This is a genomic window from Klebsiella sp. (assembly GCF_027492335.1).
In the GTDB taxonomy this organism is placed as follows: Bacteria; Pseudomonadota; Gammaproteobacteria; order Enterobacterales; family Enterobacteriaceae; genus Klebsiella; species Klebsiella huaxiensis.
Genome location: NZ_JAPUEW010000016.1, coordinates 1 through 18,443, shown reverse-complemented (window position 1 = coordinate 18,443; position 18,443 = coordinate 1). Strand labels below are relative to the sequence as shown.

The 18,443-nt window shown below is 50.5% G+C and carries 29 protein-coding genes and 1 pseudogene; 19 read left to right on the top strand and 11 right to left on the bottom strand.

Going from position 1 to position 18,443, the window contains the following annotated elements; translation table 11 throughout:
* Positions 1-47: 47 nt before the first annotated feature.
* Positions 48-1,373: a 30S ribosomal protein S12 methylthiotransferase RimO gene (rimO, locus tag QVF11_RS06320; protein ID WP_142513199.1), complete on the bottom strand. Its 1,326-nt coding sequence runs from the start codon at positions 1,371-1,373 to the stop codon at positions 48-50.
* Between the two features lie 127 nt (positions 1,374-1,500).
* Positions 1,501-2,742: an oligosaccharide MFS transporter gene (locus QVF11_RS06315; protein WP_167492882.1), complete on the bottom strand. Its 1,242-nt coding sequence runs from the start codon at positions 2,740-2,742 to the stop codon at positions 1,501-1,503.
* A 389-nt stretch (positions 2,743-3,131) separates the two neighbouring features.
* Here QVF11_RS06315 and bssR point away from each other — a divergent pair, with 389 nt between their 5' ends.
* Both bssR and QVF11_RS06305 read left to right on the top strand, forming a co-directional pair.
* Entirely contained in the window at positions 3,132-3,515 is a 384-nt protein-coding gene (gene bssR / locus QVF11_RS06310) for a biofilm formation regulator BssR (protein ID WP_112214734.1), read from the top strand.
* 103 nt (positions 3,516-3,618) lie between these two features.
* Entirely contained in the window at positions 3,619-4,731 is a 1,113-nt protein-coding gene (locus tag QVF11_RS06305; RefSeq protein ID WP_287855741.1) for a PQQ-dependent sugar dehydrogenase, read from the top strand.
* A 1-nt stretch (position 4,732) separates the two neighbouring features.
* On the opposite strand, the gene QVF11_RS06300 is transcribed toward QVF11_RS06305, so the two are convergent.
* The 9 genes from QVF11_RS06300 to QVF11_RS06260 all read right to left on the bottom strand — a co-directional run bounded on the left by QVF11_RS06300 (position 4,733) and on the right by QVF11_RS06260 (position 9,326).
* A complete protein-coding gene (locus QVF11_RS06300; protein ID WP_110275308.1) occupies positions 4,733-5,359 on the bottom strand; it encodes a glutathione S-transferase family protein in 627 nt (208 codons plus the stop codon).
* Between the two features lie 98 nt (positions 5,360-5,457).
* Positions 5,458-6,744, bottom strand: a complete 1,287-nt coding sequence (locus tag QVF11_RS06295; protein WP_086530636.1) for a site-specific integrase — start codon at positions 6,742-6,744, stop codon at positions 5,458-5,460.
* Entirely contained in the window at positions 6,744-6,959 is a 216-nt protein-coding gene (gene xisR / locus QVF11_RS06290) for an excisionase family protein (protein WP_004111685.1), read from the bottom strand. The genes QVF11_RS06295 and xisR overlap by 1 nt, the downstream gene beginning before the upstream one ends.
* Positions 6,960-7,020: 61 nt before the next feature.
* Complete coding sequence (locus tag QVF11_RS06285) at positions 7,021-7,527, bottom strand: hypothetical protein (protein ID WP_064342389.1); 507 nt, start codon at positions 7,525-7,527, stop codon at positions 7,021-7,023.
* Positions 7,524-7,730 carry a hypothetical protein gene (locus tag QVF11_RS06280; RefSeq protein WP_287855734.1) on the bottom strand — a complete coding sequence of 69 codons (207 nt, stop codon included), beginning with the start codon at positions 7,728-7,730 and terminating at the stop codon, positions 7,524-7,526. Before QVF11_RS06280 ends, QVF11_RS06285 begins: the two co-directional genes overlap by 4 nt.
* A gap of 42 nt (positions 7,731-7,772) precedes the next feature.
* On the bottom strand, positions 7,773-8,006 hold the full coding sequence (locus QVF11_RS06275) for a hypothetical protein (RefSeq protein WP_148719871.1): 234 nt from the start codon (positions 8,004-8,006) through the stop codon (positions 7,773-7,775).
* Between the two features lie 65 nt (positions 8,007-8,071).
* The gene (gene kil / locus QVF11_RS06270; RefSeq protein WP_009653813.1) at positions 8,072-8,365 is read right to left on the bottom strand and encodes a host cell division inhibitory peptide Kil; all 294 of its coding nucleotides are present in this window, start codon (positions 8,363-8,365) and stop codon (positions 8,072-8,074) included.
* On the bottom strand, positions 8,358-8,468 hold the full coding sequence (locus tag QVF11_RS06265) for a hypothetical protein (RefSeq protein WP_032694892.1): 111 nt from the start codon (positions 8,466-8,468) through the stop codon (positions 8,358-8,360). Before QVF11_RS06265 ends, kil begins: the two co-directional genes overlap by 8 nt.
* A gap of 456 nt (positions 8,469-8,924) precedes the next feature.
* Positions 8,925-9,326, bottom strand: a complete 402-nt coding sequence (locus tag QVF11_RS06260; RefSeq protein ID WP_032721334.1) for a helix-turn-helix domain-containing protein — start codon at positions 9,324-9,326, stop codon at positions 8,925-8,927.
* A gap of 107 nt (positions 9,327-9,433) precedes the next feature.
* Here QVF11_RS06260 and QVF11_RS06255 point away from each other — a divergent pair, with 107 nt between their 5' ends.
* The 17 genes and pseudogenes from QVF11_RS06255 to QVF11_RS06175 all read left to right on the top strand — a co-directional run.
* The gene (locus QVF11_RS06255; RefSeq protein WP_032721337.1) at positions 9,434-9,685 is read left to right on the top strand and encodes a transcriptional regulator; all 252 of its coding nucleotides are present in this window, start codon (positions 9,434-9,436) and stop codon (positions 9,683-9,685) included.
* Complete coding sequence (locus QVF11_RS06250) at positions 9,685-10,098, top strand: toxin YdaT family protein (protein ID WP_088168598.1); 414 nt, start codon at positions 9,685-9,687, stop codon at positions 10,096-10,098. The genes QVF11_RS06255 and QVF11_RS06250 overlap by 1 nt, the downstream gene beginning before the upstream one ends.
* Before the next feature lie 265 nt (positions 10,099-10,363).
* On the top strand, positions 10,364-11,440 hold the full coding sequence (locus QVF11_RS06245) for a hypothetical protein (RefSeq protein WP_080528613.1): 1,077 nt from the start codon (positions 10,364-10,366) through the stop codon (positions 11,438-11,440).
* A gap of 11 nt (positions 11,441-11,451) precedes the next feature.
* The gene (locus QVF11_RS06240; RefSeq protein WP_064362847.1) at positions 11,452-11,745 is read left to right on the top strand and encodes a FaeA/PapI family transcriptional regulator; all 294 of its coding nucleotides are present in this window, start codon (positions 11,452-11,454) and stop codon (positions 11,743-11,745) included.
* A complete protein-coding gene (locus QVF11_RS06235) occupies positions 11,742-11,954 on the top strand; it encodes a hypothetical protein (RefSeq protein ID WP_287855724.1) in 213 nt (70 codons plus the stop codon). The genes QVF11_RS06240 and QVF11_RS06235 overlap by 4 nt, the downstream gene beginning before the upstream one ends.
* The gene (locus tag QVF11_RS06230) at positions 11,947-12,732 is read left to right on the top strand and encodes a ParB/RepB/Spo0J family partition protein (protein ID WP_279929606.1); all 786 of its coding nucleotides are present in this window, start codon (positions 11,947-11,949) and stop codon (positions 12,730-12,732) included. Before QVF11_RS06235 ends, QVF11_RS06230 begins: the two co-directional genes overlap by 8 nt.
* The gene (locus QVF11_RS06225) at positions 12,729-13,175 is read left to right on the top strand and encodes a hypothetical protein (protein ID WP_287855721.1); all 447 of its coding nucleotides are present in this window, start codon (positions 12,729-12,731) and stop codon (positions 13,173-13,175) included. Before QVF11_RS06230 ends, QVF11_RS06225 begins: the two co-directional genes overlap by 4 nt.
* 113 nt (positions 13,176-13,288) lie before the next feature.
* A pseudogene (locus QVF11_RS06220) lies at positions 13,289-13,424 on the top strand (hypothetical protein).
* Entirely contained in the window at positions 13,414-13,884 is a 471-nt protein-coding gene (locus tag QVF11_RS06215; protein ID WP_287855719.1) for a hypothetical protein, read from the top strand. The pseudogene QVF11_RS06220 and the gene QVF11_RS06215 overlap by 11 nt, the downstream one beginning before the upstream one ends.
* Positions 13,884-14,567 (top strand): DNA cytosine methyltransferase, encoded by a 684-nt coding sequence (locus QVF11_RS06210; protein WP_287855717.1) that lies wholly within the window; start codon positions 13,884-13,886, stop codon positions 14,565-14,567. Before QVF11_RS06215 ends, QVF11_RS06210 begins: the two co-directional genes overlap by 1 nt.
* The gene (locus tag QVF11_RS06205) at positions 14,564-14,863 is read left to right on the top strand and encodes a hypothetical protein (protein WP_287855715.1); all 300 of its coding nucleotides are present in this window, start codon (positions 14,564-14,566) and stop codon (positions 14,861-14,863) included. Before QVF11_RS06210 ends, QVF11_RS06205 begins: the two co-directional genes overlap by 4 nt.
* Complete coding sequence (locus QVF11_RS06200; protein ID WP_287855713.1) at positions 14,860-15,735, top strand: hypothetical protein; 876 nt, start codon at positions 14,860-14,862, stop codon at positions 15,733-15,735. Before QVF11_RS06205 ends, QVF11_RS06200 begins: the two co-directional genes overlap by 4 nt.
* Complete coding sequence (locus QVF11_RS06195) at positions 15,725-16,081, top strand: hypothetical protein (RefSeq protein WP_287855711.1); 357 nt, start codon at positions 15,725-15,727, stop codon at positions 16,079-16,081. The genes QVF11_RS06200 and QVF11_RS06195 overlap by 11 nt, the downstream gene beginning before the upstream one ends.
* An 86-nt stretch (positions 16,082-16,167) precedes the next feature.
* The gene (locus tag QVF11_RS06190; RefSeq protein WP_220676483.1) at positions 16,168-16,437 is read left to right on the top strand and encodes a hypothetical protein; all 270 of its coding nucleotides are present in this window, start codon (positions 16,168-16,170) and stop codon (positions 16,435-16,437) included.
* An 880-nt stretch (positions 16,438-17,317) separates the two neighbouring features.
* Positions 17,318-17,485, top strand: a complete 168-nt coding sequence (locus tag QVF11_RS06185) for a hypothetical protein (RefSeq protein WP_155774241.1) — start codon at positions 17,318-17,320, stop codon at positions 17,483-17,485.
* 145 nt (positions 17,486-17,630) lie between these two features.
* Positions 17,631-17,936: a Ref family recombination enhancement nuclease gene (locus tag QVF11_RS06180; protein ID WP_064362838.1), complete on the top strand. Its 306-nt coding sequence runs from the start codon at positions 17,631-17,633 to the stop codon at positions 17,934-17,936.
* Positions 17,933-18,443, top strand: a 511-nt coding sequence (locus QVF11_RS06175; protein ID WP_287855706.1) for a phage N-6-adenine-methyltransferase, incomplete at its 3' end; no start/stop codon positions are given. The genes QVF11_RS06180 and QVF11_RS06175, both read left to right, overlap by 4 nt.

Genomic DNA, 18,443 nt, shown 5'->3' with positions numbered 1-18,443 from the left:
ATAAGGCGCGTTAGCGCCGCAATCCGGGACACGTTCAGAGGAAGGAATTAAACCCGGCTGCCCCACAGGTCATATTCGTCGGCGTGTTCAACTTTCACCCGCACAACGTCACCCGGTTTAACTTTACTTTCGCCGTTCAGGTAGACCGCGCCGTCGATTTCCGGGGCATCCGCCATGCTACGGCCAATCGCGCCTTCTTCATCAACTTCATCGATCAGAACCATGATTTCGCGGCCCACTTTCTCCTGCAGACGCTCGGCGGAGATCTGCTGCTGGAGTTGCATAAAGCGGTTCCAGCGCTCTTCTTTTACTTCTTCTGGCACCTGGTCCGCCAGTTCGTTAGCGGTTGCGCCTTCCACCGGGCTGTATTTGAAGCAGCCGACGCGGTCAAGACGAGCCTCTTTCAGGAAGTCGAGCAGCATCTGGAAATCTTCTTCCGTTTCGCCCGGGAAGCCGACGATAAAGGTTGAACGCAGAGTTAGCTCCGGGCAGACTTCGCGCCACTGTTTGATGCGCGCCAGCTGACGGTCAGCGGAGCCAGGACGTTTCATCATTTTAAGAATACGCGGGCTGGCGTGCTGCAGCGGAATATCCAGATACGGCAGAATCTTGCCTTCCGCCATCAGCGGGATGACATCATCAACGTGCGGATACGGGTACACGTAGTGCAGGCGCACCCAGATACCGAGCTTAGCCAGCTCTTCGCACAGGCTTACCATGTTGGTTTTCACCGGCATACCATTGTGGAAACCGCTGCGGTGTTTGACATCAACGCCGTAGGCGGAGGTGTCCTGGGAAATCACCAGCAGCTCTTTGACCCCGGCATCTGCCAGGCGTTTGGCTTCCGCCAGTACTTCACCAATCGGACGGCTGACAAGGTCGCCGCGCATCGACGGAATAATGCAAAAGGTGCAGCGATGGTTGCAGCCTTCAGAAATTTTTAAGTAGGCGTAATGACGTGGCGTTAGCTTAACGCCCTGTTCCGGCACCAGGCTCAGGAACGGGTTATGTTTTGGCTTCGGCGCGTAGTGGTGGACGTGTTCCAGCACCTGCTCGTAGCTGTGTGGGCCGGTGATTTCCAGCACTTTCGGATGGACTTCGCGGATTTGATCTTCTTTCGCGCCCAGGCAGCCGGTGACAATCACTTTGCCGTTTTCTTTCAGCGCTTCGCCAATCGCTTCCAGCGACTCCTGCACGGCGCTATCAATAAAGCCGCAGGTGTTTACGATAACCATATCGGCGTTATCGTAGGTTGGAACCACGTCATACCCTTCGGTGCGCAGTTCGGTCAGGATACGTTCTGAGTCCACGAGGTTTTTCGGGCAGCCCAGAGAGACAAAGCCGATTTTCGGCTGATGGGTGACATTGCTCATAGCTTAAAAAGTGTTCAATTATTGGAATGGTCAGGGCAGGGATTTTACAGGTCTTTGCGCAAAATAGTATAGCAACGACATGCTTAATGATGAAAAAGCCCAGGAGGGTATCCTGGGCGTTGAGGAATTACAGCGTTTGTGTGGCGCCTGTACCCGGCGCAGCGCCTGGTGCAGTCGGCTCTCGATTATCGCGAAGCGTGAATATCGAGATCAGAGTAAACAGTCCGGCGATGCCGCCCAGAATATAATATGTGTGCGCGAAGCCGATGGTGTCGTACAAATACCCCGCCAGCGGTGAGTAAATCGCGGTAGCGATGGAGGCGACAAACAGTACCAGCAGGTAGACCGTCGATGACAGTTTGTTGTCGAAGTTGGCGGCGATAAATTTAAATACTGAAACCAGAATCAGCGGTTTTTCCAGCGCATGCATCATTTTTACCGCACCGATCCACACCGGACCAAGCGGGATAGCAGAGCCGACAATGCGCACCGACATAATCAGTCCGGCGATAATCAGCGCCCACTTCGCGCCGGTGCGGTTAACGAACCACGGCATCAGGCATAAAAACAGCGTTTCGCCGCACACCTGAATGGAAGCCAGAATCCCGTACCATCGGTTGCCTTCTTCCGGTGTCGGGAACTGCAGAGAAAAGTATTGAGCGAACTGCTGGTCATAGGTGTCGTAGATTTGCGTGACGAAAAGGGTAAAGACCAGCAGCATCCAGAACTGTCCGTTCTTCGCCAGCTCCAGAGCATGTGAAACTTTTAGCGAGCTGGTTTTTTGTATTTCCGCTTCGGTCAGTTCAACTTTGGTTAACATAAAACAGATAGCCGCGATAACAATGGCGAAGCTGGCCAGCCAGAAAGCGAGGTTCGGATTGCTGTCGATATATTTGCCGACGATCCACGCCGCAGCCGCCCAGCCTAACGATCCCCACATCCGCACGCGACCATATTCGAACTGATAGCGGCGCGAGATTTTATCGATATACGAATCAATCACCCCGCAGCCGGAGTTGAAAATAATCCCCAGGTATACCCCGCCAAGCAGTGCGCCCAGCCAGAAGCTATGAACCAACAACGGTGCATATAAGTAGATAAAGAACGGGCCAACCGGCAGAAGCATGGCGACCAGGATCCAGATCAGCCGTTTTTTCAGGCCGAACTTGTCGGAAATAAAACCGAAGAAGGGCTGCATCAGCAGGGCGATGAAGGCGTTGACCGAGTAGAGCAAGCCAGTTTTTGTTGCGCTAATCCCAAGATGTTGAGTGGTCCAGATAACGAAAAACGCCATGGTCGAGGACCAGGCGAACAAATAGAGGAAATCGAAAAGACTCAACAAGATATAGTTTCTTTTGCCGGGCGTAATCATTTCTGTTCCTTCAAACGATAGAGACAAAGGTTGCAAACAGGATCGAATCGTTTGCTGTTCTTATTAAATGTTATACGTAATACATTTATTGGAATGATATGACACCTGGAATACTTTTCAGGCAATAAGCATTAAGCTATTTTGTGATCATTGCTGCAATAAATGATTGTTCATCGCCAGATTGAAAATTTTATTTTTATGAGAGCGTATAACATTATCGGTGTTTTGGCTTTGAAGGCTGTTTGAACGTAGGGGGAGGATTTTACCCATCGTTGTAACATTGTAAATGATGTTAATGGACTGATATTTATTGATCTCCCTCATCGTTTTGTACGAAAAGTGACCATATTATAATTATGGTAAAGGACGACAGAGGAGGAGCTATGATGACTGTTGACAAACTATATCGTAACCTTATGAATAAGTTGATTAATGCCAACATTGATCTTGATGCTTATTTACAGTTGCGTAAAGCGAAAGGCTATATGTCGGTCAGCGAAAATGACCATCTACGTGATAACTTGTTTGAACTGTGTCATGAAATGCGTGAACATGCGCCGCGCTTGCAGCACGCCGTTGCGCCGGAGGAAAAGGAAGCTCTGCGGCTTGCGGGCGAGGCCGTCGCTTCTGCGGCGGTGTGCCTGATGAGCGGACATCATGATTGCCCGTCCTACATTGCTGTCAACGTAGATAAGCTGGAAAGCTGTCTGGCGGTATTGACGCTAAATATTCATAAATTGAATAATTCAGTGCCTATTCACCCTGCCTGAGATAAGGGGGAGCCTGCTCCCCCTGATTAATGTTATGTAAAAATCCCTTCCCGTTTCCCCATGCTGGCTACCCTTATCCCATTGCTGACAAAAGGAGTATGCCATGCGCCAGACCGTTACCCTGATAGCCCTTACCGCGTTGTTGTTACCCGTGGCAACCTTTGCCGCCCAGGAGCGCGTAGAGGTGTTGCAGGACCAGCTTGAACACCCGTGGGCGCTGGCCTTTCTTCCTGACGAAAAAGGAATACTGATTACTCTGCGCGGTGGCGAACTCAAGCTTTGGCAGAAGGGAAAAGGTCTCTCGCCTGCGCTGTCCGGCGTACCGCAGGTATGGGCCAGCGGGCAGGGCGGTTTGCTGGATGTTGTACTGGCACCGGATTTCACCCAGTCGCGCCGGGTATGGCTAAGCTACGCCGAAGGCGGCAATGACGGTAAGGCCGGGACTGCTGTGGGCTATGGCCGACTGAGCGAGGACCTCCAGCGGCTGGAAAACTTCCAGGTGGTTTTCCGCCAACTGCCGAAGCTATCAACTGGCAACCATTTTGGCGGACGGCTGGTGTTCGACGGCCACGGTCATCTGTTTATCGGCCTTGGGGAGAATAATCAGCGCTCGACTGCCCAGGATCTGGATAAGCTACAGGGGAAAGTGGTGCGTCTGACGGCTGACGGTAAAATCCCCGCCGATAATCCTTTCGTCGGCAAGCCGGGCGTCAGGCCTGAAATCTGGTCTTACGGTATTCGCAATCCGCAGGGGATGGCGATGAATCCGTGGAGCGATACGCTGTGGTTGAACGAACATGGTCCACGCGGCGGCGATGAGATTAATATTCCGCAAAAAGGTAAGAACTACGGCTGGCCGCTGGCGACACACGGTATTAATTATAGCGGCCTGCCGATTCCGGAGGCTAAAGGTAAGACAGCGGCGGGAACCGAAGCACCGCTGTTTGTCTGGGAAAAATCTCCGGCAGTGAGCGGGATGGCTTTTTACGATGCGACGACTTTCCCACAGTGGCAGCACCGGCTGTTTATCGGTGCGTTGAAGGATGAGTCGCTGATTGTGCTGAAGGTCGATGGCGATAAAGTCACGGAACAGGAGCGAATTCTGGGCGATCGCGGTAAACGAATCCGCGATGTGCGCCCTGGACCCGACGGTTATCTGTATGTGTTAACCGACGAATCCAACGGTGAGCTGCTGAGGGTAAGTCCAGCCGGCTAAATCAGGTGACCGGGATCATCACCACATTGCGCCAGGCCTGACGCTCGTTAATCTGCTGATACCAGCGCTGAAGATGCGGGCGCGGTTGCCAGGTTTTTACGGTTTCCAGCAGGTTATAAACGAACGGTGCGACGGCTATGTCGCCAAGGCCAAAGGTGTCGCCCGAGAGCCACGGATGCCGAGCCAGTTCGTCATCAAGAATGGCAAACAACGCCTCGCAGGCGGCGATACCGGCTTCAATCGCCGCAGGATCGCGTTTTTCCGGTGGCGTCCTGACCAGCCCCATTAGAATCGGCCGATGAGCGGGAGAGAGCGAACCGTTGGACCAGTCCATCCATTTTTCGCCCTGGGCGCGCAGTGCCGGTGACTCTACCCACAGGCGATTCTGACCATATTGCGCGGCCAGATAGCGAATAATAGTATTCGATTCCCAAAGCACGATGTCGGTGGACTCATCTTTTAACAGCGGCACCAGGCCATTGGGATTCATGGCCAGATATTCGGGGTCGTGATTCAGACCAAACTCAAGTCCCGCCAGAATTTGTTGATACGGGAGGTCGAGTTCTTCCAGTACCCAGCGCACTTTTTTCACATTGGTCGAGTTGTTTCTGCCCCACAGCGTAATCATATCCGCTCCTGCTTTTTATTTAGCCGCCATTGCAGCGTAGTGAGCATTCATGTTGGAATAAAGTTAATATTCCGGCAAGTGATTTTATTTTACTGAAACTAAACGTTTTTTATACCCACTACCTTACGTTTGGGGCACCCTTGGGACACAACGTCAGAAAAACTGTTATTCAGCATTTCCACCTGGTTGCGGTCCATCTCTCCGATCCACTTCGAGTAGATTTCATAAACCATCTTCGCATTCTCGTGGCCCATCTGTCCGGCGATGAAAGACGGGTTAGCTCCGGCAGTTAAAAGCCAGCATGCGAACGTGTGGCGCGACTGGTAAGGGCGTCTGCTCCTGATTCCCGCCTTCTTTAATCCCGCCTCCCAACTATACCCCAGAGACTGAGAGCCATAATACTTCGTTTCCCCGCGCCAGTTTTTGGGCGGGATAAACACGAACCGCAGTTTTTGTTGTTCAGTTAACCCATGTTCGCGGTGATGGAAAGTGATTTCGGTTTTGCTTAATGCGCCAGTTAGCTTGAATTGCTCACGTAAAGCGTTCAGCGCAGGCTCAAGCAGGGTTACCGTTCTGATCCCGGCTTCTGTTTTGGGTGGCACAAACAGGCCCTCATTTGTCTGATTACGCCTGACGTGAAGCTCACCCTTATCAAGATCTACATCCTCCCAGGCTAAAGCTGTTAACTCGCCATGCCGAAGACCCGTAAAGATAGCTGTAGTCCAGAGCAAGGCATACCGAGGAGATAGCGCTTTTATAAATCCCTCGTACTCGCTCTGAAGAAGCGGATCCGGGTCTCTCCTGGAGCGTTTAAGCATCTTTATACCTTCGTGCGGGGTATGGTCAATAAAGCCGCTCAGATTCGCCAGCTTGAGCAAAGCAGTCAGGTTGTTCATCAGGCCGTTGACCGTGGATACAGCGCGACCTTTTCTTTTAAGCCAGGGCGCGTGATCGCTAAAGGTGTTACCAGTTAATAGCGCGTTCCTGTAATTCAACAGGTCGGTATGCTGAATATCCGCAATATGCGTATTACTTCCAACAATAGCGCAAAGCGTTGCTATACGTGATTCTGCGCCTCTGTATGACGCAGCTGAGACCTCAAGCTTTTTGGCATTAAGATAAACTTTGCACAATTCACCGAAGGTTTTAATTTTTTGTGTTGTGGTGAATTTTTTAAGCGCCTTTGATTCAGGAAAGTGCTCTGCATAGTCAAATTTACCTTGCTGAATCTCACTCATAATTAAAGCACGGAGATTGCCAGCTTTTTTTATATTGCTATTTGATACAGTCCAGCCCCGCAAAACTTCGCGGCAACGTATGCCGCGATATAGAAAGCTAATTCTTATTCCTTTCCCATGCAGCTCTACGCCAGCAGGCATATTCATTATGTTTCCCCGACAAGCCTATTGATCCTGGTGTAGTTGTAGAGAAGCGTTACCCTTCCTTCTGAAGCTTTTGGATCTGGTGGGTGCTTCTTATAATGAATACCCTCGATCCATCTCCCCTCCCGGTAAGATTTAATTTGCCGGGGAGTCATATACATCTTCGCTACAATTCCCTTTTCCATCACCCATTCATCTTCTTGAGTAATATCGGCCATAAATAACCTCATGGCCGGGAAACTATAATCAGTTCCCCGGTTTAATGTTGATTATTGGAAATCAAATGCTGGATCCATCAAGATGATCAAACAAACTCCAGTATCTCGACCAGTCTGGCTGCGAATACTCTTCCGCTTCATCATCCCATTCGCCAGCAAAGGGGTCTTCACAGACCGAGGTTAGCCATAGCCCTATCGCCGGACAGCCAGGGTTTCCCTCAAATAATTCAGCGATAGCAGGCCAGTGGTTTACAGTGGCTTCATTTGGAGGGAAATCAGCAAGGTAAAGCCTGATGTATTCAGCTGCACGGGAGTAATGCTCCTTGAGGACATACATCCGGTCATATGTCATTGCTAATACAGCTCGGTGATGAAGTGGGATATCCTCCCGATAGGCCAGAGGCCATAGCTTATCGATAGATGCCATATAACCATAAGGGGCCGCTCTCAGATAACGGATGGCCATGTCGTTCCAGATTACGGGGCCGCTGCCCCATGCATTGCGAAACTCTTCAGCAGTCTCTGATTTTTCGCCAGGCCAAACTCGTATTACTGTTGTGTAGCTCATCGTGAAGCCTCCGCGCGAAGTACGTGAGGTGTTTTACCGGAAATAACCGTTTTTAAAATAAAGAATCCGCTACGCTTTGAACGAACAGAAGGAGCCAGGAATAAAGCAGTATCAACGGCGCGATTGTGTAGCCGGAATTCGAATACCGTACTGGTGACAATCGCGGTTGCAATCACACCTTTATCAATAAATTCTATTTTCATATTTGTTATTTCCTTTTGCAGGGTTGCTAACTGAAACTGATTTTATTTATTCCAGAACGAAGGCCGTAATTGGGCTGTTGCTGGTCTGGCTGGTAATGAGTTTCGGAATGATGACTGTGCAGCTGTGAGCGTTTCTTTCTTCTTTTGCTTTTCATTGCACACAGGGCAGTAATAGGCTTGCTTACGGTATGCCCCCTTTCCGATGGGGCGATACTGCAATTCTTCGCGTGAAAAGGAGCCGCCGCAGCTGTAGCAGTGGAGTGTTTCGGTTTCCATATTTATTCCTGTATTAAGGTGTGTGGATACCTGCCATTTAAGGCATTAATTCATTTGTTCGATAATTAAAATGAAACTTCGGTATTTACTTTATATTGCCCTGTAAGCAAGTCAGCATCGACGGAAATTAAATCCCCGTACAGGTCGTAATTTAAAATTACATCACGAAATTGAAGTCCGGAAAGTGAATCCGTGCGACCACAAAACATATGGTCTTCTTCATGCTTTGCTGCTTCATGAATATATTTTATTGACGCCATGGCATCAGACCACATGCCACTGTTACCAATAAATTGCGCAATAGCGAGTTTGCTTTGAGCTGCTTTAACCATCGGGTTGCTTTGCAGAAAATTAGCCATTAAACACCCCCGTAACATGCAGAATTTTGATAATGGTCGCTGACCAGGCAACAAGGCAGATGGTCAGAACAATAACCAGTGAACGAATGCCATTTCTGCTCATACTCCACCCCAGCACTGAACGCTTACCGATGCGACCACAACCAAAAACGGAACAACCTTCAGCCAGAACCGGCGCCATGCTGGCTTGTCTTCGTCTCGGATCATCTCCTTTCCCTCATGCGTATTGAGTACCTAACAGACCTTGCAATGCAGTGCCGGGTGCCTCCCGGTGATACCAGCCAGTTAACAACTGGTAACGACAGCTTCTTTTCCACCCCACTCTTTTTAGAAACGAGTGTTACCGCTTAACTGTGCCGCGTGCGCATAGCCGCATTCACCGCATTGCAAAGCCTGTTGATTTTTAGCCTTATGGCGGCCAACCGAACGTTTAACCTATCGCACCGTTGTGTCGATGTACTCATGGTGAGCTACAGGCTAAATAAAATCAACCAAAAGATAAGTCAAAGGCTAAAAAAATACCGCCAATCGGCGGCATTCTTTTGAAATTGAAGTGAATTTATTTTTCTCTGGTAGTCGGATCTACGTTGTCAGAGTAAAAATCTTTGAGTTTTTGTAGCCGCATCTGGAATGCAGCCAGCATATTGCGCCTCTCGATAGGAGGCAATTCGCGGAAAACTTCAATAAGTGCAATTTCGTCTTCGGTGTATGTCCCGCCGAGTTCCTCTGCTCCTGTAAGTATCCATGAGAGCGAGGTTTTAGCGGCCTTAGCTAGTTTGGCTGCTGACTCCTTGCTAATGGTTTCCCTCTTAAACCAGTTGGTTACAGAGGTAGGACTAACTCCCGCAATCCTCGCCATTTCTGTGCGAGACCAATGATTCAGTTTCATCAACTCATCAAGTCTTGCGGCAAGCGTGCTTTGTGGCTTTACGCCTGATTCATGCTGGGTTTCTGTCTTCATAGCAACAATTGTAAGCCACTGGCTAAAACAATAATAATTTCTTGTTGTTGATTTTTTTTAGCCATTAGCTCAATATAATTGCACAATGGCTAAAACGAGAGGTTCACATGTCAGGTCTTGATAAGGCAATTACAGCTGTAGGTGGCAAACGTCGGCTTGCGCTTGCCTTGAACATTAAACCGTCGTCGCTGAGTCGATGGATTCATAAGTACCAGGGGCAGGTTCCACCAAAGCGCGTAATTCAGGTTTACGAGGTAACTGGAATTACTCCGCATGAGTTGCGTCCTGATCTTCACCCAAACCCAACCAGTGGCCTTCCTGAGAATAATACGGCTACAGCACAGAAGGAGTCTGATTAATGGAAATCAAACACGAGCACGTTGAGATGGTTCTGCTGGCCTGGGCTGCTGAAGTCGGCCAGGCATACGCAGCCAACGCGATTACTGAAGAATACGTGCGCTCAGGTGCGGCTGAGCTTCGCCTGGTACCGGGTAAAGCGTGGGCCAATCAGCAGAATATCTTCCACCGCTGGCTGAAGGGTGAGACCGCACAGCAGCGCGAGAAAATCCGTCTTCTGCTTCCGTCAATCCTGCGCGTTCTGCCGCGTGAAATCCGTCATCGTCTGAGCATCTACGACACGATAGAGCGTCGGGCATTGCTGGCGGCCCAGCATGCCATCGGTACGGCTATTGATGCGCACGACGACGCTATTGAAGCCATATACAGCAAGGCGTATCAGCCTGTCGCTGTTGAAGTAACGAAATACCACTGATTCCGGAGGTGACTATGTGTAACCAGTCTGCTGCTGAATTGATTGCTCGCCTGAAACGAGCGTATCCGGCGTATGAGCCGTCTGAAGGAGATTGTGCAGGCACTGGCATCCCTAAGGCCGGTTCTCGCTTCCAGCACAGACACAAAGGCCACATGGTGACGGTACTCACAGCGACAGAGAAAGATGTTTCCTACCGCAAAGCCTGCGGGGCTGTTGGTTGGGTGGGATTGAGAGAGTTTTTACGGCTACACAATGAGGTTTCGGAATGAACAATCAGGTGTTTGAAATTGTTCAGGCCATGTCGGGGCAGGGGAACTGCATAACGATCCCCGGACCGTATCTGGATTTCTTTGCAGGAGACAGGCAGCAGCATTTGCTGGCGGCCATTCTCAATCAGCTGGTGTTCTGGTCGGGCAAGTCGAGTCTGGAAAATGGCTGGTTTTACAAAGAGCACGCAGCGCTTGCGAAAGAGATCCGCGCTAAAGACGGCGATGTGGTCAGAAAAGCAATGTTCAAGATTACAGAGAAGTACCTGGCGGGGGTTATTGAGGAAGAGCTGCGGCAGGTAAGCGGCACGCCGAAGAAGCATTACCGCGTCGATCAGGAAGCGCTAATCGCCAAAATATTCCCGCAAGAGGGAGATTCAAATAAACCATTGAAAAATATGGATACGGCTCAAGAGCTGAATGGAAACGACTCAAGAGCCGAATCGAAGCAAGTGATTGAAAGTAATGGAAACGGCTCTCAAGCCGAATGCATTCGCCCCAAGAGCCGAATGGAAACGGCCCAAGAGCCGAATCCTGGAAACGGCTCTCAAGCCGAATCCTATCTCTATACAGATCTTAAAAACAGATCACTACATACAGATCATAAAAACCACGCGGGAGAGATTCTTCCTGTGGATAACTTTGCAGAGTCAGGACGTGAACCAGTCATCCCGGAAGCAAACATTCCTGACGCTACCGGAGACAGTAACCTGGCTACCGATGACGACTTCGATCTCGCGATGTGGTTCTGGTCGACCATCATCGAGATGTACGAACGCGCCGCCGAATTTGACGGCTCTCTGGCAAAACCGAGAGAACCGAGCTTTGTCGCCTGGGCTAACGAGGTTCGCCTGCTTCGCCAGGAGCATGGATGTAGCCACGACCAAATTCGCACCATGATTGAGCGCATTCAGCGCGATCAGTTCTGGTGCCCAAAAGTTCAAACCATGAAGACATTACGCAACAAATGGCCTGAGCTGGCGCTGAAGCTGTGCCCGGTAAATCTCGCAACCGGCGGCAACCTCGGTTTTAGCGGCAAGGTTCAGGCAGATATTCCTAAGGGTTTCAGGGGCTAAGGAGTTTTTCAATGAAAACAACCAAATCCAGGAAAACACAATACAGCGGTGAAATCACGATGATCGAATTTCTCAAAGCTAACTCTGATTTGACTACGCGTGAAATCGCCACTGCGCTGGGGCGCGGTATGTCGTCGGTGAATGGCCAGCTTCGCCAACTGCATGGAGCAGGGCAGATTGTCCAGAGCGGCCTACGCAACGGCGCAGCCTTGTGGCGCTTTAACGACATGCCGTTTGGCTGTGCGAACCGTATCCGCATGATGTTTGAAAACCTTCTGAGGGAATGTCGCGGGGTCGCTCAATGAAATTACAAAAATGCCCTGATTGCGGCGCGGTACCTGAGTTTCACTGGAAAGATTATACGTTTGGCTCATGTTCAGGCGCCCTGAAATGCCAGTTTGATCATTACCGGGTTCAGCACAGTTACTGGGCTGGTGGAAAGAACAAAGCCAGGCGAACTCTGGAACAAAAATGGGCGGAAGCGGTGAATAAAAACGAGGTGAAAAATGGCTAAAAATTCGAAAGACGCATACGGTGCCAGCGGCAAAACAAACGTCCTGACGTTCGAACCGGAAAATCTGTACCTGGTTACGGATAAAACCCACCCGCTTTACGACGAGCGTGTCCATCTGCCTATCCATGAGCCGACTGTGATTAACATCATGGAGTTGGGCGTACTGGAGCCGATTATTATCTGGAAAGACCCTGAGACAGCTCTAACTTGCGTGGTTGAAGGCCGTCAGCGGGTTAAGAACACCATTGAAGCAAATAAACGTCTGCAGAAAGAGGGGAAAAAGCCTCTTCTGATTCCTGCTGTAGTAAGGCGCGGATCACCAGTCAGCATGGCCCTGGCAATGATTAGCGCAAATGAAATCTTTCAGGCTGACACTCCATTGGGTCGCGCCAAGAAGATGGCCGATGCGCTGGCCCGGGGCCACGACGAAAAAGACTTAGCCATGATGTTTGGCGCTAGCATCCGGACCGTACGCGCAACACTATCCCTTCTGGATGCCACGCAGGCAGTCAAAGACGCGGTAGAGTCCGGCACGGTCACTGTCACGCAGGCCCGCCAGCTTGGCACGCTTGCCCCGGAAGAGCAGCGGGAAAAAGTGAAAGAGATTGAATCTGCGACCGCTGGGACTACCGGCCATGAAAAAGCCAAGCGTCAGCGCGCCGTGCTTGGCGAATCTAAGCCACGTCTAAAATCACGCAAAGAAATCACAAAAGCCCTTGAAGCTGCCAGTGGTGAATACGCTGATGCACTGCGCTGGGTGCTCGGGGAGGTTGTATGAACATCTCAACAGTAAACGAGCTCATTCGGTCGCTGGAGTCGGCGGGCGAGCTGTCGATCAAAGAGACAAAGGTTATGGCGCTGGCGAAAGCTTACCAGCAGCTGGCTGCGGAGAACGTGGCGCTTAAGGCTGCAATTAGTGCAGTACACAGGACAGCGGAAGAGTGTGAGCTTAACGGCGACGAATTGAAATACGTTGTCGAGCCGTCAGAGTTTGAAGCGTTAACTGATTTGCTGGACGAAACCCCCGCCACCGATCGCATCGTAGCCGGGATTAAGGCTGATGCTGCAGCCCCGCTGGTGAGCGCTCTTAAGGTGATCGCAAATTCAGAACAGCACAACGGCGATACGGTTGTTTGTGATTTTGACACGCTTATTTCTGTTGCGGCCTGTGCGCTGCGTGACTACTACGCCATGCAGCTCCGTGAGGGGTCCGACAAATGAGCAGACATTATTTCAGGCGACCGATAGCTGAGCACATCTCAAACATTCGCTCAGAGCTGGCAAAAGTACCAGCAGAAAAGAGTCTTCACGCCATAGCTGAGGCGTTGTACGACATGAACCCGACAGGAGCCGATGAGGTTCTTAGAGCTTCCTGTGGCTGCTATGAGTGGGATATCAGCATGGACTACCGCAGCGCCGACGTCCGTTATGCAGAGAAAAAACAACCAGGCGGTGCCGCATGACAACTGATATCACCGAACTGGCGCAGCGTATGAAGGCTGCAGCTGTGCGAGCTAAGGCAGCAACCGAAGATTATGTTGCCCATCGCATGTCCATCACTGTCTACCTAGAAGAATGCAAAGAATTTAACGACCTGTCAGATGGGCCAGATAACATCCTCGCGCTGGTAGAGGCGGTGGAGAAGGCGCAGAGCGCAAAGAGAACACTTGAATCACTTGGCTACACAGACAATGGCGGAGAGCTATGGAGACCACCTATTGGGCCAAAACCTAATTTTAGCCTGATGGATTCTTACCGGCATCGCATCGCCGAGCTGGAGTCCCGCACCGTCACCGTGAAGCTGTCATCTGAGCGGTTCCGCTACGGTGAAAGTGATTATGACGATGGTTATGTGAATGGCTGGAATGCGCGGATGGCTGAGGATACCGCGGCTCTCGATAGAGTTGGCATCAAGTGGGAGGCTGAGTGATGGCTAATCATGTTGTCTGGTCACTCTTTGATGGCTCCGGGATTATGGGACTTCCGTGGGCTGAATATGGCCACACCGTGTACTGTTTTAACGCCTCGTCAGGCAATCATGGCGAGTACGCAGGGCGCAAGGAGCACCCGTTAGTACACCATATCGACATGTGGATTGATGGGGATTTTGCGAAGAAGTGCGCCGCGATGAACATCCCCAGTCCTGACATTATCTTTGCGTTCCCTGACTGCACAGAGCTTGCTGTATCAGGTGCGAAGCACGATGGGCATACAAGCCTTATTTCAGTAGACAACGCGAAAATGGTGCAGGAAATGGCGGAGGAGTTCGGAGCCAAATGGATGGTAGAAAACCCGGTAGGGAAAATGTCTACAGCATGGCGCAAGGCCGATTACTACTTTCATCCATATGAATACGGCGGTTATATGCATGGCGGTGAGGAAAGTATCCACCCGAAAATGCCAGAGTATGACGGGTACACGAAAAAGACCTGCATTTGGGCTGGCGGTGGGTTTGTAATGCCCGAGAAAAAACCGGGCCCGGTAAATATTGGCTTTTTCTGGGGATGGCGCTGGCTGGGAGGTAACTCGCCGCGCACGAAGCAACTCCGCTCACTAACACCGCGGGGATTCGCAAGGGCTGTATTTTTGGCAAATCGGGGAGCTAACCAATGACCAGCAAATTAACTATAACAGACGAGCGTCTGGCGGAATTAGTGGCGTTCAAACCATTACCTGGCACAGATATCAACTCGGCCACCCGGGATGAATGGATGGCTATGGCCGCAGAGCTACAGGAACGCCGCAAGGCCGCATCTGAGCCGGTAGCGTATTTAGTCTGTAATGGCCGTCTCTATCAGGACCGTGCATTCATGAGTCCGTTGATGGCTGAGGAGTCGGTGAAAAACAGGAACGATGGCGCAGAAATCAAGGCGCTGTGTGTTTGCGGGAAAGCGGAGTGTGCGGAATGACCAGCAAATTAACCAGAGAGCGAATTGAGCTAATCGCCAATTTCCATCGCGCAATGACGCTGCCGCCGTCTCACGATGAAATTGAAGAGTTGGCCCGCATGGCGATGGTCGCAATGGACAGCGAGCCGGTGGCGTGGCTCTGGTCTCGGGACGGGGACGCTGAGCGGGATGTGTCGTTGACACCACCAGATGACGATGACGATGCCGCCGACGCGATTGAATGCGGCTGGACTGCTACGCCGCTCTATCGCCACGCGCAGCAGCCGGTAGTTGATGCCGACGATAATTTCTATTCGTGGTTTGGGAGGGAATGGGCTGAGAATTATCAGCACAACCAATACACCACAGCGGCTAAGCAAATGCTGGGTGTGATGGCTGAATCTGCGTGGATAGCAGCAACTGAAAGGCAGCGGCAAAAGCAAAGCGTTTCTGTCCCTGATGTGAAAATCTACGAAGGCGTGCCTTATAAAGTTGGACGCTTCAAAACTCATCGAGATTGCTATTGCGATGGCTGGAATGACTGCCGCGCCGCCATTCTGCAGGAGAGCCAAAAAAGTGCAGGAGAATCGAATAACTGCAGGAGCTGCGAAAATGTGCAGGACCTGCAGGCTGGCAACTCTCCGGCGCAGGGTGGGTCGCGCTGCAGCATCCAGACTGCGCCAGCACTGGATTCCTTTAAAGAAAATGCCGATGCGCGCTGCGGCAACTCTCCGGTAATTCCGGGTGGGTACGTGATGGTGCCGAAGGAGCCGACAAAAGAGATGATTGATGCCGGGTGGCTTCACTTCATGGGAACCAAGAACCCTTCATCAAAAGGCACATACAAAGCCATGCTCGCAGCCGCCGAGCAGGAGGTACCAGATGGAAAATGAAGGCGACAACGTCATCACTCTGGTTCAGCCCAAGCGAGACGAAGAGAAGCTACTGAATATCACCGTAACCGACAGAAAGGACTACAGGCAGCAACACTGCAAGCATAAAGCCGTTGAAGTCGATGAGAAAGGGCGGATCATTCTGTGCCTTCAATGTGGCTGCGCTGTAGACCCTTTCCAGTACGTTCTTCAGTGCGCGACTGATGGCGAGGCTGTGGTGAGAGAGATTCAGCAGCTTCATAACCGCCGTGATGAGCTGCGCGAATCCGTCGCCAACCTCGAGCGAGAAGAGAAAAATGCAAAGGCAAGGCTACGCGCTGCCAGAACGTCGATCCTATTCGCGTAAAACGACCTGAAAAATACTGAGCAGGGGATAAAGCAATAAAACACAAACACCATATTTGTTATCAACAAATCTAAGGTTTGTTATTTATGCAAATGATAACGCGAAAGAAGCCGGCTTTTACTGAGCTGTATCAGACCGGTGTACTGACACGCATAGCCGCCGTGAAAAGTCCTGATGGCGGCGGCTGGCGATTGTTCGGCTTATGGCGGGGTAAAGATATAGCTGTGTTTGTCGAGGCTGCTCGCGGAGGGATTCGCGAGTGGTCTGGGCTGGACTATCTTGCCAACTTCTGCGGTAGCTGCGGAATCAGCCTGTGGGAAGTTCACAGCAAGGTCGCCGAAAAATCCCCTCAATGACACCCCTCTCCTGAGGGGTTTTTCGTATATGCTCATTTTGCATTTATCCCCGGGAAGGGCGATAATTACCTCGTCAGCCTGAGCAACTGACACGATTATCCGGCGCCAAGTGGGGACACATGGCGCACAAAGTTAAAAACACTTGGATCAAAGATTTGTATGCAATAACTTTGCTGATCTTGTTGATTATTCAGGTTGTTGCTGTAAATGCAGTATTTGTCTGCGTTGGGCTTGGGTTATTGAGTTTATCTGACGAAGTCTTGAAGATTTTCGCTGGATGTACGATGTCCCAGGTTTGTGGACTTGCCTACTGCGTTGTCAAATCTGTCTTCCGAGCTAAAAATTGAAAAACCTTCTCTACGGAGAGGGTTTTTTTTTGAACATACATTTTCCATGTGCGTCTGATCTGCGCAGCATCGAAATGGTTGATGTAGAACACCAAGCAGTAACTCTTCTGACTTAACCGATCTCGCGGTTGCCGTCCACCGATGAATGTTTCCTTTTATAGCCTGGTAAATAGGGGGTTGCACACTACACAAAATGTGCATTCTTTGTCGCGCTAGTGTTTTCTGCTACTTCATTTTACATGCAGTTAATTAAATTCTGAAATTGGCTGAATTCTTCTGTCTGAGTGAAATAGGGGGTTGCACCAGAGAAAAAATGTGAATGACTTTTTTATATTTAGTGGCTTTCCATAATGCATTGAATTTATTGCTCTTTGTATTTTCATTGCCATTCTATTTTGTCTGTAAAAATAGGGTCTTGATGGACGATCTAAATATGTCATTGTATTCCAGAGCGTCGCGAGTTCATTTTTAGCCATCCCTGTACAGGAAAAGAAAAATCTACGATTTATGAAATATTCACAAGGTGCGGACTGATGAATAAGAAAGAAATGAATGAAGCAATGGACGTTTTGGGTACGTATGTTGTCAACCACCTTTCTGGTGGAGTTTATGTTGTAACCCCGCTTAATGAAGGAGAGATTGTAATCACTAAGGAATCTCACGAGGAGTGTAAAGTATTCTTCCGGAAGAAGAAAAAGTGATTTATACTAATCACCTCGGCTGAACACCGAACCTATCGCGCCATCACCGGAGTAAAGTGATGACGCAAAAACGCATCAACGCCATTTTACGCCGTGCCTCAGTGCGCGGTGTTTCCGTTTGTCTGTCGCACCCAGGCGGTGCGGTATGAGCAAATCAAAAACCAAAGCTGAAAAGCTTCATATTAGCCGCGTAGCCGCTCTGGGCTGCATAGTTTGCCGCAACCTTGAATACGGTGAATCACCCGCTGAAATCCATCACTGCAGTTCTGGTACTGGCTTGTCTGTCCGCGCTGATAATTTCCACGTAATCCCTCTTTGCCACGCACATCACCGCACCGGCGGCCACGGTGTTGCTATTCACGCTGGGCGTAAGTCATGGGAGGAAAAATTCGGTACTGAAGCTGAGTTACTGAGCCAGGTTCTCCAGGAGTTAGGGGAGACCACAGCATGACTAATCCTTACGGCGAATCTCTCACAGCCCTTCGCAACGCACCATCACATTATTTAAAAGAGGTTGGCGACCAGTGGCGAACGCCGGATCCGCTTTTCTGGGGTATCAACGCAATGTTTGGTCCGTTGATGCTGGACCTGTTTGCTGATGACAGCAATGCAAAATGCCCTGTCTGGTACACCGCAGAAGATAACGCGCTGACGCAAGACTGGTCTGCTCGCCTGAAAGAGCTTGGAGGTGCGGCCTTTGGCAACCCGCCTTACAGCCGCTCTCAGTACCACGAAAAGCAAGCCATCACTGGCATGACTCACATCATGAACTACGCAGCTGCGCAAAGAGAGAAGGGCGGCCGCTATGTTTTCCTGGTGAAATCCGCAACGAGCGAAACGTGGTGGCCGGAAGACGCGGATCATGTCTGCTTTATCCGTGGGCGAATTGGTTTCGATCTGCCAGTCTGGTTTAACCCTGCCAACGACAAACAAAGGCCAACAAGCGCGTTTTTTGCTG